This is a genomic window from Kiritimatiellia bacterium (assembly GCA_028715905.1).
In the GTDB taxonomy this organism is placed as follows: Bacteria; Verrucomicrobiota; Kiritimatiellia; order JAAZAB01; family JAAZAB01; genus JAQUQV01.
Window position 1 is genome coordinate 1 of the sequence record JAQUQV010000005.1, and the last position, 15,704, is coordinate 15,704.

At 53.5% G+C, this 15,704-nt stretch carries 12 protein-coding genes; all 12 read right to left on the reverse strand.

Annotated features, from left to right (window positions below; genetic code table 11):
• Positions 1–671, reverse strand: a 671-nt coding sequence (locus tag PHP98_02130) for a hypothetical protein (GenBank protein MDD5482441.1), incomplete at its 3' end; no start/stop codon positions are given.
• A complete protein-coding gene (locus PHP98_02135; protein ID MDD5482442.1) occupies positions 664–2,358 on the reverse strand; it encodes a hypothetical protein in 1,695 nt (564 codons plus the stop codon). The genes PHP98_02135 and PHP98_02130, both read right to left, overlap by 8 nt.
• A 37-nt stretch (positions 2,359–2,395) precedes the next feature.
• A complete protein-coding gene (locus PHP98_02140) occupies positions 2,396–3,874 on the reverse strand; it encodes a hypothetical protein (protein ID MDD5482443.1) in 1,479 nt (492 codons plus the stop codon).
• The gene (locus PHP98_02145; protein MDD5482444.1) at positions 3,871–4,560 is read right to left on the reverse strand and encodes a class I SAM-dependent methyltransferase; all 690 of its coding nucleotides are present in this window, start codon (positions 4,558–4,560) and stop codon (positions 3,871–3,873) included. Before PHP98_02145 ends, PHP98_02140 begins: the two co-directional genes overlap by 4 nt.
• A 10-nt stretch (positions 4,561–4,570) precedes the next feature.
• On the reverse strand, positions 4,571–5,539 hold the full coding sequence (locus PHP98_02150) for a glycosyltransferase family 2 protein (protein ID MDD5482445.1): 969 nt from the start codon (positions 5,537–5,539) through the stop codon (positions 4,571–4,573).
• A 137-nt stretch (positions 5,540–5,676) separates the two neighbouring features.
• A complete protein-coding gene (locus PHP98_02155) occupies positions 5,677–7,155 on the reverse strand; it encodes a metallophosphoesterase (protein MDD5482446.1) in 1,479 nt (492 codons plus the stop codon).
• Positions 7,152–8,843: a glycosyltransferase family 39 protein gene (locus tag PHP98_02160; GenBank protein MDD5482447.1), complete on the reverse strand. Its 1,692-nt coding sequence runs from the start codon at positions 8,841–8,843 to the stop codon at positions 7,152–7,154. The genes PHP98_02155 and PHP98_02160 overlap by 4 nt, the downstream gene beginning before the upstream one ends.
• Complete coding sequence (locus tag PHP98_02165; GenBank protein MDD5482448.1) at positions 8,840–9,361, reverse strand: DNA-binding protein; 522 nt, start codon at positions 9,359–9,361, stop codon at positions 8,840–8,842. The genes PHP98_02160 and PHP98_02165 overlap by 4 nt, the downstream gene beginning before the upstream one ends.
• Positions 9,362–9,363: 2 nt before the next feature.
• Positions 9,364–10,488: a macro domain-containing protein gene (locus PHP98_02170; protein MDD5482449.1), complete on the reverse strand. Its 1,125-nt coding sequence runs from the start codon at positions 10,486–10,488 to the stop codon at positions 9,364–9,366.
• A 9-nt stretch (positions 10,489–10,497) separates the two neighbouring features.
• Positions 10,498–11,115 carry a DUF4433 domain-containing protein gene (locus PHP98_02175; GenBank protein ID MDD5482450.1) on the reverse strand — a complete coding sequence of 206 codons (618 nt, stop codon included), beginning with the start codon at positions 11,113–11,115 and terminating at the stop codon, positions 10,498–10,500.
• 132 nt (positions 11,116–11,247) lie between these two features.
• The gene (locus PHP98_02180; GenBank protein ID MDD5482451.1) at positions 11,248–12,198 is read right to left on the reverse strand and encodes a hypothetical protein; all 951 of its coding nucleotides are present in this window, start codon (positions 12,196–12,198) and stop codon (positions 11,248–11,250) included.
• On the reverse strand, positions 12,195–15,704 hold the full coding sequence (locus tag PHP98_02185) for an Eco57I restriction-modification methylase domain-containing protein (GenBank protein MDD5482452.1): 3,510 nt from the start codon (positions 15,702–15,704) through the stop codon (positions 12,195–12,197). Before PHP98_02185 ends, PHP98_02180 begins: the two co-directional genes overlap by 4 nt.

Sequence of the window (15,704 nt, forward strand, 5' to 3'; positions counted from 1 at the left end):
GGATAACGCCCTTGGTCCGGATATTTTTTTTGCCGCACGAGGGCGTTCCATGCCAGCGGGAGAATCATGGCCGCAACCAGCAGGGCATGGGTGTCCTTGGCGAGCCCGCACCCGATCGCCGCGGCGGTCAGGCAGACCGCCTCCGGCAACGCGCCGTAACGCCAGAAAGCGATGAAAGCGGAGAGAAACAGGATCATCCAGGACAGGGCAAGGGATTCGCTCAATACGTATTTATTCCAGCCGAAGACCGGCGGAAAAGCAAAGAGCGCGGCGTAAATACAAAACAAGATGATTTTAAGCGGAAGAGAGCGCAAAGTTGAAGCCAGGATCAGGCCGAGCGTGATCCAGGCGATTGCGGAAAAAAAAGTCTGGAAAACGGGCGCAATTCCCAGCCTTTCCGGGGTGGCGTCCAGCGCATGATACCAAACCGGCACGGCCGGCGGTTTGAGTCCGCGCCAGAGCGCCGTGTCAGTCCAGTCCGTCTGCGCCATGTATAAATACACGATGGAGTCGTTCACGGTCTTTGCCGTCCGGGCGTCCGGCGGAGGGCCGGGATAAAAACGGGAAACAAGCGCTCCGGCCGCAAATAACGCCAGGGCCAGCGGCACCGCCAGTCTGACGGAACAAGCCCGGATAAAACCGGGGCCTCTTTGAATGGGCGCGTCAATCATGGATTACCGGTTCCAGGGGCTGGTCGCGTTTTATTTTTTCGGCGCAGTCAATTCTGAAATACATTTCTTCCTGCGGCCGGCCGGCGTCGTTCCATTCGCCTTCGGTCAGGCTGACAACATCCTCCATGCCAAGCCATCGGAAATATCCGGCCCGGGACCAAATCTGGTCAATGTGCAGTCCCCAGACCGGGGAAGTCCATAAATTTGTCAGGATAAAATGCCGCTGTCCGGTCGTGTTGCGGATTTGGAGCATCTCGGCGTATAATTGCTTGCGGAGGAGGTTCTGCGCCATGATCCGGCGGTGCCCGTCTGTTACGGCGGGCCAGAAGCGGGCGGTTACTTTCCCGAACAGGAGAAAGGCCGCCAGCGCCGCCAGGATAAACGGCCCGCAGTTCACGGCTTTTCCGGCCGCCCCGGCCAGGCGCGGTAATCGCGCGGCCGGCACGGCCATTCTGAGAAGCGGGAAGATTACGCCCAGGACAAACCAGAATGACAAGGCCAGACCGATTGCGAGCAATAGGGAGGGGTAAGATACGGCGTAGGGCGGGAAATATGATGAAACAATCATGGTCGTCATACTTGCCAGGAAGGCGGTCAGGAAGGCGAAAGCCATCAGGCCGATGCCGAATAATTTCTGCCGGTCAAAGTCCTCTGCCGTTGACGGGCCGGGAGATTTTCGCCTGATCCGTATTATTATCCAGGCCGTCATGATCAATCCCAGGCCGGCGTAAATGATAAGGTGCCATATCCAGGGCGAATCGGAAAGTTTTGGAAAAATGGTTCCGTAACCCACGTCCACGGCCCGGCGGAACCACGCTGCGGGAGAAAAATCGCCGGGCGGAATGATCGGCACAAAAGTGTTTTTTGCCCACTGGCCCGGCGACATGAAAAAGACAAAAGCGGCCAGGGCGGCGAATGCGCCGTAATAAAAAGCCTGGCGGAGCCAGTCGCGCGCCATTTCCGGCTTGTTGACCAGCCCCAGCCCGGCGGCCGCGATCAGCAGAACCGGCGTGCTGAAAAGATACAAATCCGCCGCCAGGAACAGGACGCCTGCGGCCATTATGCCCCATCTCCACGCCGATTTCGCCGGCCAGTTGCGAATCGCTCCGATTACCATCCACGATAGGGCATAGGTGTGAATGTTGCGGTCTGTCAGCAAAATATCGTACATGGCCGAGAAAACATAAACCCCCGGACTGAGCGCCCAGATTGACCAGACCGCGGCCAGAAGGACAATGGTCATGCCCGGCCGGCGGGCCCATATCCAGCCGACGGCGTAAAGGAAATTAAGCGCGGCGGCAAGCAGGCAATACATGGATAACGAGCGCATGAGCCACCAGGGGAAGGATTCCGGGGTGGGGCACCATTTTTTCGCCGCCAGAGCGATGAAACTGTCCATAATTGCCGTGGAAACCCGGCCGTTCATGCCCGCGTACCAGTCCCATACATAGACGAATGGATTGGAAGCGACGTGTCCGGAGCGCGGCTGGATTTGCGGATAGGGGTTGACCGGATAATGGGCGATATTATCGGCGATGGTTACCTGGGGACAGGGATTGATGACGGCCAGCACGTCGCCTTGCCCGAACGCGCCGTCATACAGCCAGCGCCCGGCCGTAATGGCCGCGATCAGCAGTCCGGCATGCGCCAGCAACAGGGAATATTTCCAGGGGGCCGCGGTTTTCATTCTCGCCGTTTTTTCATCCTATGTGTGGCGGGTGGAGTCATTTGCATTGGCGCGGATGCGCCGCGCCGAACGCCTGGCAAAGACTTACCGCGGCCAAAACCGCCATGAGCACAACCGAGGCCAGCAGAAGTTTGGCGCTCCCCGGCAGCATTTTTGAAACAAACGCCGATATTGGCCCCGGCTCATTGGCCGGCGCCGCACAGGAAGGCAGAATGGCGCGGATGCGGGGATTGCGCAAAAAAGACGCCAGGGCCCGCGGATCGGGATAGGGAATGTCGTAAAACGGTTTGTTTTCAAGGTCGGCAATGTTGTCCGAGCGCAGAAAAGAACGCACGTTTTTTTCACTCTGATTAAGATGTTGCTTGAACTTCTCCGCTTCGGCGAAATTCGTTTTGTACGGTATTTTCCAAAGACCATGCCCGACAAATCCCATCCAGACGAAAAGAATCAGCAGCAGTGGTTTTCCGGTGATAAAAGAAAGCATTCTGTCGCGCCGCAATATCAGCAGGGCCAGGAAATTGAGGGGCAGAGAGAGCGAGAGGAAAACGGCGTGGCGCGAAGCCAGGGCGCCACAGCGCGCAAAGGCCAGCGCGGCGGCCTGGAGTGCGATCCAAAGGCCAAGACCGAGGATAAATTCATATTTATTCCGTTCATCATCGCGGTAAAGCACATAGCGGATGAAAACCAGGCAGGCCGGCAGCCAGATAACGGCCGCGGTCCAGGCGCAAGCATTGTCCGGCCAGGCCATATTCCGGCAAAAACCGGTTATCAGATTGACGATGGTTGCCGGCTTGTATGCTTCATGTCCCGGCACGCTCACGCGCAGGAAGAAACCGGCCGCGGTTATGCCCAGAAGAACGGCCATTCCGGCCAGGTTAAGCCGGAGCGGGGATTGGCGGGTAACGAGGCGCAAAAAAATGACGCCAGCGGCGGCCAGAACAACAAAGAATCCGGACCCTGCTGTAACCAGGCTAAGGAGCGCAAAGAACACCCCCAGCCACCAGGCCGGGCGGAATGGAGCGGCCCTGATGAGAAACCATACGGCCGGTAAAGACAAGGCGATCAGCAGGTAATATTCCCAGGCAAAGGGCAAGGAAAAAACAATCGCGTTAAACCAGCAGACAACCGCAATCTCGTTCCGGTTGAGCAGTTTCCATCCCGCGTAGCTGAGAGCGGCGCCGGCGCCGGCGGCCATGGCCGCGTTCAATACTATTCCGATTCTGGCATCCCATTGGCCGTTCAGCATAAGCGTAAGAAGCGCAAGAACGCGGTTGACAAAAAAGCGGTGCTCGCAGTGAACCGCAAAGAGATCCTTGAAAGCAAGTTTGTTTTCAAAAAATGCGATATAAAGCCGCCCTTCAATGTCCCATGCGTCCCACCAGGGCAGGGCCGACCCGTAGAGGGCGGTAAGCCACAGCTTTGAGCTGAAAACTGTTAAAAATACGCCGGCGAACCAGAAAAGCGCCATAATATTACGGCCAATCTCCCGGCCATCAATGACTTTGGCTGAACTCATTTTATTGAAATATGCGCGATGTAAAACAGGTTCAAATCCATGGAAGGCACGCGACCCGGCCGCCAGCGCTCGCGCACGTCCGGAAAATAATAACGGACAAAAGACACGATGTTATTGACCGGATTCACGTGTTCCCGCGCCATCCAGTAATCGTATTCAAAGCCGGTTTTGATGAATTTGTTCCGGGCGACGGCGTAGCGCCCCAGACGCCAGAGCAGGCCGGGATCGCAGGGCAGAACCAGCGAGATAATCCCGCCCGGTTTCAGGACGCGGACCCATTCGCGCAGGACGCGGTGCGGCTGGCAAAGGTGTTCAAGCACGTGGGCGGCGATTACCCGGTCAAAGGAGGCGTCGGGGAAAGTCAGTTGCGCGGCGTCTTCCTTCGCCAGACGAATTTTTCCGCGCGCGCCCGCCGCATCCGGGAGCTCAATTTTTTCCATGAGCGGCGGATTGCAATCCGTGAGCCAGTATTCGTCGTATTTGTGGCGGACAAACCGGACGTGCATGCCGGTTCCGGCGCCGACTTCCAGGACTTTTCCGAAGTACGCCTCCGGACCGAAATCGGCTTCGGACCAGGCATGGCTTTTTTTGAGAAAATAACCGGTCGGTCCCTTATCGTAGTTCTGGTCCTGGTAGAGGTTGGCCCATTGCTTGAGGTACTCGCCGTAATCCGGGTCCGGTTTCATAATTGTTTATTTAATGATGACTGTCCGGCAGGTCGTCATGAACGGGCCTTTTCGGCACATTCCCGATATCAAATCCGAGAAAGGCCAGTATCAACTGGAGGCCAACCAACAGGGACATGGCCGCGATCATGATGGTGCCCAGGGGCGTCGGCGTGTGGTTATGAATGCCCTTGATCCAGTGCGCGCCGCCAAAAACAAGGCCGAAAACGAACAAGCCGCCGCCGACGACCAGTTCCACCGAGGCGAGCGTCATGTCCCGGAGAAAATAATTGTAAAAAATGCGCTTGGCCAGGTTGTGCGCGTGCCGGGCCAAAAATTCCCAGAGAATGCTGGATATTTTCAAATGGCTCTGTTCGCCGCCGTACACGGCGTCCATGGGGATATCAACCACCACCGCCCGCATGGTGTTCAGGCGGAAAAGCATGTCGGTCTCAAAAAAATAGCGCCGGCTGACGCGGTCCATCGGCAGAAAAGCCGCCACTCTGGCGTGAATGGCGGTATAGCCGTTGGTGGGGTCAAAAATGTTCCAATAGCCGGTGGAAAGTTTTGCCATGAAGGAAAGAATCGCGTTGCCGAAAAGCCGCGCCGTCGGCATGCGCGCGATGTGCGCCAGGTCGTAAAAACGGTTGCCCTTGGTGTAGTCCGCCCGCCCCTTGCGGATGGGCGCCGTAAATCTCGGGATCATCGCGGGGTCCATTTGCCCGTCGCCGTCAATTTTGACGATCACTTCGGCCCCTTCGGCGAGGGCCGCCCGGTACCCGGCCATCACCGCCCCGCCGACCCCGAGGTTTTTGCCGTTGAAGATAACCTGCACGCGCGGGTCGCTGATTGATGTTTTGACATGCTGTCCGCTGTTTTCCGGGCAGGCGTCGTCCACTACGTAGATGCGCCAGACTTCGGGCCCGATTTTTTTTATTACGTCCAAAACGCTTGCGCGCGCTTTATAGCACGGGATGACAACGGCAATTTTTGGATTCATAAACTCTGCACCGTGAAAAGCTGCCTCTGCCCGTCCCAAGCCGCCGGCCTTCTTGCCGCGCAGGAAGATTGATTGTTTGCAAGCACTATACGCCGAACAATTCGGGCTGTCAACACGGGGCGCGGCCGGCCAGGGAATCACGGTTCCGGCCCGGTGTTCAGCAGAATTTCTTTCAGATCGCCGTTAAAGCCGCAGGCGCGCAGCAATGCCAGGTGCGGCGACAGTTCGCCGATTTCATAAAGGTTATGGGCGTCGCTGCCGAGCGCCAGTTTTACGCCGGCGGCCAGGCAGCGGCGGATGAATGTTTCGGGGGTGGTCTGGGTATGAAAGTTGATTTCGGCCGCCGCGTTGTTTTCTTTCAGCAGCCGGACGACCCGGTCGTAAAATTGCTCTGGAATTTCCGTTTTGGCCCTGGAAAACAGACGGAACGGATGCGCCAGAACGTCAATGCCGGAACGAACGAGCCCCTCGGTCATGGCGAGAAATTCGTCGCAAACCTTCTGCATGTCCGGACGCGGATTTTTAAGGGAAGCGAGGGCGTGTACGGACCCCAGCAGGCGGCCGACGCGCCGGCGGTCCGCCGGCCGCACGAAAGGTTTTCCGCCAAAAGAACAATCCGCTTCCAGGCCGGTGTTCGGAAGAAGGCATCCGGCGCCGGCCAGGGCCGCAAGGTAGGCGTCCATCCGGTCGTTTTCTTTTTTGATCGCATCAAATCCCCCCGCCAGGAAGGAGTAATTCCAGTAAGTATCATTGTCAAAATAGAGCTGTCCCGAGTGTTCGGTGAAAGTCAGGCCGGCCAGCCCGAAATCCCGCGCCAGCCGCATGGTTTTAGTTATCTCCATGTTTTCCGAGCAATAGGCGAATTGGGTATGGACGTGCGTATCCCATAATTTCAGTGTTTCCGGCAGACACAAATCGTGCCGCGCGACGCTGACTGCGTCGCCGGAAACATTGATTTCAAGGAAGGAAAAAGGAGCCTCGCACAGGGCCGGCGCCGCCAGGAAATTGACGCCGTCGTCCCTGATGAGGCCAACCCCCTTGTGGTAATGTCCGCCGAGCGCGAGCAAAATGCCGTTGCGGCGCATGGCCGCGATAATTTCATCGGCATTTATATAATTATACGGGCATTCGTCCCGGCCGGGCGGGAAGAGAGGCGTGTGCTGCAGCGCGATGATCTGTCCGCGCCATCCCGCGCGCGCCTGCGTCATGCGCGCCAAGTCCGGGCGTGTTCTCCGCGCATTAAAGCCGGGTTCTTCCGGGTCCAGGAATGTCACAAAACGCGTATTTTTGATGTCGGTTGTTTCCGCCGGCCGCGGGAAAACCGAATAAAAATTTTCATGGGTAACATCGTGATTGCCCGGAATGGCGATCCAGGGCGATTTGAGCAGGGCGGCCGTTGCGCGTATCCGTTCCAGACCCGCGGCCGCTTCCGACGTATTTCCGGCGTCAAGGATATCGCCGAGAATGACGGTCAGGTCGGGCCGGATAAAGCGGTTGATGCGGTGAACCGCGCGCAGGAAGAGAATATCGGCAATCTCGCCGCGGCGGGCTGGAGATAAAATATTTCCGCGCGGATTGTAATGGAAATCGGCTATGGCCGCGATTTTCATGGTCATAAGTCCGGATCGTAAAGCCGGCGGTTTTCAATCCGGCAGGTGATTTTAATGCTCCGGACCGCCGCGTCCGTTGCCCTCAAGAACAGGCTGAAACCGGCGTTTCCGCCGCGGGTTTCAAAGGCGTTGAGCCGGCCGTCGTAAATCAGGCCGGTTATTTCCCGCGGCGGCGCTGCGTTCCAGTCGCTGATAATCTCCAATCCGTTATCCGTTTCAAGCTCAATTTTCAAATCGCGGTAACGCGCGAGAAATTTTTTTGAAAATTCGATCCGTATTCCGCCGCCGGCCTTGTTCCAGGCAAGCGCGGGCGTGGCGTAATAATTTTTTTCAACGCGTTTGGCGGATGTCGCAACCTTCTCCGTCCGTTCCGCGCCGCCGGTCCGGTCCGTTTGCGAAATAAAAAAACGGACCGGGGGAGCGTAGGTGCGGGCGATGAGAACATTTGCGCCGATAAACAGTCCGGCCGTCATTATCAGGAAAATAAAGACATATTTTTTCAGGGAGGGAACGCGCGTTGTTGCCCAGGCCGCAAAAAGCGTGGCCGGCGCGATTAACGTGAAATTATAGCGGCCCTGGGCCTGATAATCAAAGGTCAGGCAGGCCCAGACATGCATGCCGATCACGGCGCCCGCCATGAGGCACAAGGCGATCAGCGCCCGGATGGCCCCCCGGTCTTTTTTGCGGAGCAGGTCAATTGCAAACAACGCCGCCAGCGCCGGGACCGCCAATTCCAGGATCAGGTAAACCCAGCGGCGGAAGCCGACGTTCAAATACCCGAAGACGGCGAAAAACGAATCAAAAGTAGACCTGATAAAACCCTGCTTGACCAGCCATCCCAGCGAGGCGATGCTCAGGCCGCGGTTGACCGGATGGACTTCCCGCGCCAGGGCCGCCCCGCTAGAAATTTCTTCGCTTAAAAAGAGGGGCAGGGGGCTGTTGTACAGGAAATAATTGCGGATAAACCAGAAGCCGGAAATAAGCAGGCTTAAAACAACCGCGGAAATCGCCAGTCGGACGATGGTTTTCGGGGAAACCGCGCCGCGCCAGGCCGTCCAGGCAAGCAGTACCGCCAGGCAGGGAAAATAAATGTAATAATTGTATTTGGCCGAAAATAACAAACCGATTGCCGCGCCCGCAAAAATAATGCCGGTCGTGTCCGGCCGGCGGAAAAAACGCGCCAGGGCGAACGTGAACACGGCCGCGATGGCGAGCGAATGGGCGTCGCCGTTGACGTAGCAGAATGAGAAAAAAACCTGCGGAATCAGGACGAAAGCCGCGGCGGCGATCAGGGCGTTTTTTTCGCCGGCGCACAATTCCCGCGCCGCCAGGAAGAGAAAATTCAAAAAGACAAGCCCCCAGAGCAGTGAAACCAGCCGCGCGCCGAGATAAGGTTCCAGTCCGAAAAGTTTCCGGCCCGTTTCCGCGCCGATGGCGTAAAGGACGTAATTCAGCGCCGGCAACTGGTTATAACTGGAAAGGGCGTGGCGGAAACGCTCAATATCATCAACGCCCCAGACCGGCAGGCGGTGGTGCTGTAGAATGAATTCAACGCTGTAATGAAAATGGGTGTTTTCGTCCGGCGCGTTGTTGTAGGGTATGAGAATTATCCAGGCCAGCCCCGCGGCAAGGTAGACGGCGTTCAGAAAAATCAGGGCTTTCCGACGACTGATTATGGGAAAAACAAATTTCATTCAATTGCCTTGAATCCCATTGAAATCAGATTCTGGTTCGCTTCATGTTTGAACGTGAAACATGGTTTGTTCAGCCTGGCTATGGCGCGGCAGAATGTTTCGGTTTTACCGCCCGGGGCGGCATAGGCGACGAAGATTTTTTCGGCCAGGGAGGCAACGGCAAAATTGCGCTCTTCGGCGGATTCTTTTGTGGCCCGTTTGACCTTTGCGTCGTGGAACGAAGCAAGGAGCAATCTTCCTTTCTCAAGATGCGGCTTATATTCGGCGGGAATTCGTTTCGGCAATCCCCTGGCAAGGGCAATGCAGAGCGGCGCGGTTGAACGGAGCATGATTTTCAAGACCTCCTTTTCAACCGGCGAATGAAATCCGCCGATGACCGGCCGCTCCTCAGCGCGCCATTTCTGGGCCAAATCATAAGAGTCCAGAATGATTTTCCCCGGACAACGCACCGAGCAGAAAAACGCGGTCCAACTTACGCTATCAAGGGCGAGCTTGCCTATGGTATTCAGTTCCGGCATTGTCAGGCAAGAATGGCTTCTTCTTCCGGCACTGACAGATTTGGATCAGGCCGCACATCCAGCCAATGGAGTATGCCCAAGTTGCGTATTGTTGAAGCCACTTCTTTCTTGTCTAATGGCGGCCGGCGTTTCTGTTTCCACTCCATAACTGAGGCAAGAGCTTCTGTTTCAGTTGGAATCTTTCCATTGTTTTTCTTCAATGAATGTGTCGCAAATATAACCGTTGCGACTACCTCGGCCTGGTTGGTGTTCATCCGCATAAATAAGTCAGTCGTTTTGTCAATGATCGCCGACCATTGGTTGAGAGACGATTCATATCTCTTGCGAACAGTCTCAAAATTCGGGCCGACCTGGATGAGGAACTTTTGCCCGACACGCTCTTCCTGAAGAAGATTGCTGTTGATCAGTTTGGATTGTGCGTTCTTCAGGTCCTTCGAGAATGGCCCAAAGCTTGAGCGCTGATATGTAAAACCCGTCGGCAAACCTTCCTGTGTGGCCACATAAGCTATTTTTTGAAAGATGACTCTGCCAACGGGCCAGTGATAGGGCTGTTGCTCAATCCTGTGCAGAATATCCACGAGCGCCACCCAGGCTGGATTTATTCCGTATTGAAGCGGTGTGGCTGATTTTGCGCCGGGCGAACCGACATCCTGTTCCAGAAACTCTGCTGTAAGTTCTTTCGGATTCGTATTATAAGGAGCGAACATTTCCACCGGAATATCCATCTGCCTGATGTATTTGTAGATTAGCGGACCGACTATCCGCCATTCCAACTGTCCATTGCCGCAACCGAGCGGCGGAATAGCCAGCGAAGTGATTCCCCATTCCTTGTAATGCGCCAGCAGGAAATTCAAGCCTTTTTCGATATCAGTAATTTTCGAAGCCGACTTCCAGTGATCCTTTGTCGGGAAATTGACGATTTGTGGCGGGAAAAGCGTTTTGAAGATATACGGAACACCGGGTTTGACCTCCCCATGCTCGCACTTTTTCAGATAATCGTCGAACATCTCGGGGAATTTCTTTTTGAACTCCAAGGCGATCCCCTTGCCCATAACTCCAATACAGTTAACCGTATTAACCAGAGTTTGAGCTTTTGATTGCAGGATGTTGCCGACAATAATTTTCATGTTTGCCTCTTAAAAAAATATATCCGATTTAACCGCTGCAGGCAAGTTCAGATTAAGCGCCTGCAGGGCAGTCAATGCCGTCTGATTGGCCACATAGACCCCGATAATGAATTTTGGGTCAACTGTGTCCGGCACAAGCACCTCTGCGCATTTTACGGCCTTTTGTTCCCACTCCTGGAATTCGTTTCGGCTCGTCCAGTATTTGGTAAACACCATATCTTTGTTTAATAGAGTCAGGCCAGCGGGGGATGGATTAAAACGGGCCCACTTGCTGGCAGCATTCCGGTCGGCAATTATTGCGCCGGCAATATCAAGAACAGCGGTGTTGATCCGCAATATGCAAATGGAATCGTTATGCGCTCTTAGCTTGCTGAGCATGGGATTATGGGCATCAAAATACAAATTTGCGTATTCATGGAGCAGCCGGGCGCCTGGAATCTGTTTGTTTTGCCGCTTTTCCTGAATTTCCGGCATGGCGACGGAATCATGTTGAACCAGTTTTGCTTGGCTGTGCGACAATATACCGTGTTTCATTATTGACGGCACATTGGCTATTGGCGCGATGAAATGCAGTTCCGTTATGTCAGAACGATTCACTGTTTTTTTTCTTGTCTTCTCCGTCGCCAAGCAAGATCAAGGTTTCGCATAGAGATGAGCATTTTAAATCTCATGGCTGATTATTAAATCCAGTTTTTCGTCTGTAAAGTCATAATGTTTCACCAATCTATCGCCAAATCCAAAAATTATATTAAATGGACATCATGAAAAGGGAAGGCTTAGTTGATCATCGTTTCCTTTGGCTGGCAACGTGGTGAATTGCCAGCGGCTATCTTGCAAATGGCATTGGCTGATGCAAAAACTTCGATGCCAGCGGCTGTTTTTCATTCGTTTGCGTCCGCATTTCCATTTTTTGACAAGTTCTGCTACGGGGGCGGCCACAGCCGCTTGCGCTTCGTTTTTCTTATCCGCAAGAACCGTACGAAAGCTGCCGATAAGCAAATCGGTGATTTGCAGGAACTGGCAATCATCGTAAGATTGGGCATGCCCTGATTGCCGATGGTCGCTGGACTGATCGTCTATAATTAACGAAGTGGAAATTTGGCAGTAATGTCGCAAGCTCTGTTTGAGTCTGCCAACGATACGTTCTTCGTCCATGTGTCGTTTATGATGAAGGCACCCGTCAAAATGAATGGATGAAATTATAGAAGGGGTATCATCGCTAAATAAAAAATGCAAGCCGCCTTTAAATCCCATGCGGAACGTGGTTTCAACTTTTGCGCCGTAATCCAAGAAATCACCTCGCGGGTCAAGAAATTTAAAACAGTCACGTTCACGGAAGACGATAAATTTCATGCCCAATGGCTCTGCAATGCTTATGATTTCACGGAATTCGGTCGCTGGTCTTTCGCCATGTGGATCATAATTACGAGTGCTGATATAAACTTCTTCAATCGTTCCTTTGTTATCTTGTATCATGGCATTTATAGCAAGCTGGACTGCGGCCCGACTACACTGAAATCTATCTTTGTACCCCTTCACGTCTTTGAGCGACAGAGGAAGGTCGAAGCCAGTTTTCTGACGGATGGTCGCAAGATGTTTGAGAATTGTCGAGCGGGTGTGACAAGGAACCAGCAGGATGCCATGCCAATAACCAGCTTCTTTTGATTCGTCATGGTAAACGTCATAATTAATAGCGGCAGGCGTAGTCATTTGATCAGCCCTTCCTGCGCATCGCGGTAGGCCTGCGAAGCGGCTTGTTTAATTTCATCTTTAACAAGCGGAAAAGTCGTCAGAATATAGGCAAATTCATCCTCGGTCAGGCCGTAGAGATGGGCGATCAGGCCGTCAAGTTCGGCGCGGAGTTTGGCGCGTTCCGCCGGACTGGCTGCGCCGTCCTTGTGGTTTTTCAGTCCGACTTCTTTTGCCAGGTTGTCAAATTCCGGAGTGGTACAGATCAACCGCGACGCCCGTTTCACAATCGGCCAGAACGCCGCGTCATTCTCGGTCAGACGCGGGACAGGGAGTTGATACACAAAGAACATCGTGAGGTTGGATGAGATGCTGGACCGCAAAGTGTAGTCAAAAACATAGCTGTTGAGCAATGATACAACCAGTAACATGTCGGCCCCTGTCATTACTGCACGACTTGCGTTGATCGAATGCCCGAAAAAAAACCTTTGAGGCAAGATGGCGGCAATCATTGTTCTCTCGTTTGTGCTGGAGGCGATCGAACGATGTCCCAGTCTGTATCCTTGGTAGCCGAGTTTCTGGCCTTTATCTGGTTCACGCACAAGAATTGCCTTCCGTCCCTCTTTTTCTTCAATCCAGTAACGCGCTTTTGACAAGTGATTATCGAACTGCCAGATCATTTTGCCTTCATACAACGATAAGCGCCCTTTGCCTGGTTCAGTTTTGAAAAGATGGCTGTCATTGGTCATGTGAAATTCATTTCCAAGAACAAGATTCCAGCGATTAGACAACTTCTCGCCCAGTCTCGGGAACTGACTGATTTTTTTAGCGATTTGGACATCTCTCTCATTTTTAAATTCCCTTATCGAGAGCGAATCCGGCGAAAGGCGGCGGATAAGTTCCACTGAAATATTGATGGCGTCTTCCTGCGGGAAACGTTCAAGCTCGCCCACGTCGTGGCGCATGAAGGCGGCCGGGAAAGTCTTAGTAACATTGCCTTTCTCAAACGATAAGACGAGGAATTTATAACTCCTGTGTACGCCTTCAAATATCTCTTTCCGGTTCTCAAAGCAGAACAATCCTGTAATCCTGGTCTGCCCGAACAACATTTCACGCAGTTGTTTGGTCCCCAGATCGGTGTAAATTCCGCTTGGAATGACAATGCCGCAATAGCCGCCTTTGCGAAGCAGATTGAAACATTGTTCCACAAAAAGCTTGTAGAGATTGATGTCAGTGCCGGCTTTTTTGCCGTTTATGATACTGATCTGGTTTTTAAACTGCGGGGCGGAGCGAAAAAACGCGCTGACGTGCGGATATTCGCCCTGGTATTTCATCCACGCTTCACGGATATCCACGTCCTTGAGGAGTTTGGCCTGTTCTTTTTCAAAGTCCTTGATGGTCATCTTCTTCTTGCTGACCAGGGCGGAAAATTCTTCGAAGAACTCCTTTGCATTAGGCTTGAAGATTTCCCACGGCGGATTAGTAATGATGGCGTCAAACCCTCCTTCGTCAAGGCTGCGGAGGGCAGACCCCCCTTCACTCTGACAAACTGCGGAGGACAAGCCCGTTTTGCGGTTGATGATCTCATCAAACTCGTAACCCCAGTGGAACGGTTTGAGGGCTTTGATATCTTCTTCGTTGAGAGAACGTTTTTTTGCCTTGCCTTCGCAGTTCTTCTTCTCGTCCCAGGTTGCTTCCTCGTACTTGATCCCTTGAAACTGATCCAACAAAAGACGATTGAGAGTGCCGATGGCCTTCTGCTTCTTCTCCTCGATTCCGTCGCGCAAGGATTGCAGGTCCTCGGCATAAGCGGTGGCCCGGCGGTAGAGACCGACCAGGTGATTTTTCTCCTCCAACACCTGCCGATAATCCTTGAAGAAAGCCTTGCTGGCCAGATCATGCGCAAACTTGTCAAAATCTTTCTCATCCACCCGGAGCAGTCCGATCAGCGAATTGCCGGCCATGATGTTGAACTCAATATTCGGGAGCGGTTCAAGATCATCCGCGGAATTGGCGGAGGCCACAAGGGCAAGGAACAGGCGGAGCTTGGCGATTTCAATGGCCTCTTCCATAATGTCCACGCCGAAGAGATTATTGGTGATTATACTACGTTTGATGAAATAGGAAACGCTCTTATGCTCCTTCTGGATTTTCTTCAGCCAGTCATGCAGACCACGGTCGTTCAGAAATTCAATCTTGCCGATGACGGCGGCATAGACGTTGATAAGCGTCTTCATGGCCGACACAAGGAAGGCGGCTGAACCGCAGGCCGGGTCCAGCAACCGCAGATTCGGCAGGATTTCGCGCAGAAGTTTCTTGCAGAGCGGCGGGTTCAAGGCAAGCAGGAGGTCGCCCATGCTCTGGAACGTAGAAACGGCCTCCCTGCCGCTTTTCTTAACGCGGTTGGAAGCCGCGTCTGCTTTATTGACGGTATCGAGGATCAGGCGGTGGATTGTGCGCTCGCAGAGGTATTCGGTGATTTCCGGGCGGGTGTAGTAGGCGCCGAAGGCTTTCTGGTTGATATATTTCTCAAAGATATAGCCGAGCACGTCCGGATTGATTTCGTTATCCTCGCCGCCGGGCGTATCATTCAGGTTCCAAGAATAGCGCCCAAAGAGGGCAAACAGGTTTTCAAACGCTTTGTCCGGAATGGATATTTCCGGCCAGTCTATCTCAATGCGATGTTTGAGGAAGAGTCCTCCGTTCAGGTATTTGATCTTTCCAAGAAGCTCGTTGGTTTGATCGGCGCGCTTGGCTTCCGGTTTGGCGAATCCTTCAAAGAACAAGACTTTCAGAAACTTTTCGTAATAAAGATCACGGTCTTTTTTGCGGCTTTGCTCCAGCTTGTTTTGCAAATAGCGCTCATCACCGCTATCAAGAAAGAATTTTCGCTGCAGGAAGTAAACGAACATCAGGCGATTGAGCAGGACGGAGGCATACCATTCTTGATCACGCCTGACATCAATGCCTTTGATAAGTTCCGTGAACTCCAGGCGCTCGGCGTCAAACTTGACGAAAAAGTCCTTGGTAACGCGCTCAACGTCCAGGGCTTCTTTCAGGCTTTCCGTGACCTGCAATAAAGGCACGTTGCCGGAGTCATCGAAGTCGCTCAAGTCAAACACCATGGCATTGAGTTTGCTTAAGAAGAGATCGCCCGGCTGACCGCGGACATAGATATGATTCCGGGCGGAGATTCTGCCATCCTGCCGTTTTGTCCAATACCAGAGGCTTTGCGTGCGGCGTTCGCCCACGAAGATCAAAAGGTTTTCATGATATAGCGCGGATATTTCCCTGTGCAAGGCTAGACGGGTTTTAGCGTCAGGTATTTGGCCGTCTTTGGATACAATCTCAAGAACAACAACTCCGGCCAATTGCGCAATCTGCTGGCGCGTGAAGACCGCGTCCTTGATTTTCATGGGTAAGGCTTGATTAGAAACCGGGTGCGACCAGCCCAATTCGTCAATGAAAAGGCTTTGGAAATCAAAATTCGCCAGGCATTTTCGCGCTTTGTTAAGATTCAACGGCAT

Bases quoted from the DNA above. Each gene is read 5' to 3' on its own strand.
- PHP98_02135 (MDD5482442.1), bottom strand. From the start codon at position 2,358: ATGAAAACCGCGGCCCCCTGGAAATATTCCCTGTTGCTGGCGCATGCC.
- PHP98_02140 (MDD5482443.1), bottom strand. From the start codon at position 3,874: ATGAGTTCAGCCAAAGTCATTGATGGCCGGGAGATTGGCCGTAATATT.
- PHP98_02145 (MDD5482444.1), bottom strand. From the start codon at position 4,560: ATGAAACCGGACCCGGATTACGGCGAGTACCTCAAGCAATGGGCCAAC.
- PHP98_02150 (MDD5482445.1), bottom strand. From the start codon at position 5,539: ATGAATCCAAAAATTGCCGTTGTCATCCCGTGCTATAAAGCGCGCGCA.
- PHP98_02155 (MDD5482446.1), bottom strand. From the start codon at position 7,155: ATGACCATGAAAATCGCGGCCATAGCCGATTTCCATTACAATCCGCGC.
- PHP98_02160 (MDD5482447.1), bottom strand. From the start codon at position 8,843: ATGAAATTTGTTTTTCCCATAATCAGTCGTCGGAAAGCCCTGATTTTT.
- PHP98_02165 (MDD5482448.1), bottom strand. From the start codon at position 9,361: ATGCCGGAACTGAATACCATAGGCAAGCTCGCCCTTGATAGCGTAAGT.
- PHP98_02170 (MDD5482449.1), bottom strand. From the start codon at position 10,488: ATGAAAATTATTGTCGGCAACATCCTGCAATCAAAAGCTCAAACTCTG.
- PHP98_02180 (MDD5482451.1), bottom strand. From the start codon at position 12,198: ATGACTACGCCTGCCGCTATTAATTATGACGTTTACCATGACGAATCA.
- PHP98_02185 (MDD5482452.1), bottom strand. From the start codon at position 15,704: ATGCCGTTGAATCTTAACAAAGCGCGAAAATGCCTGGCGAATTTTGAT.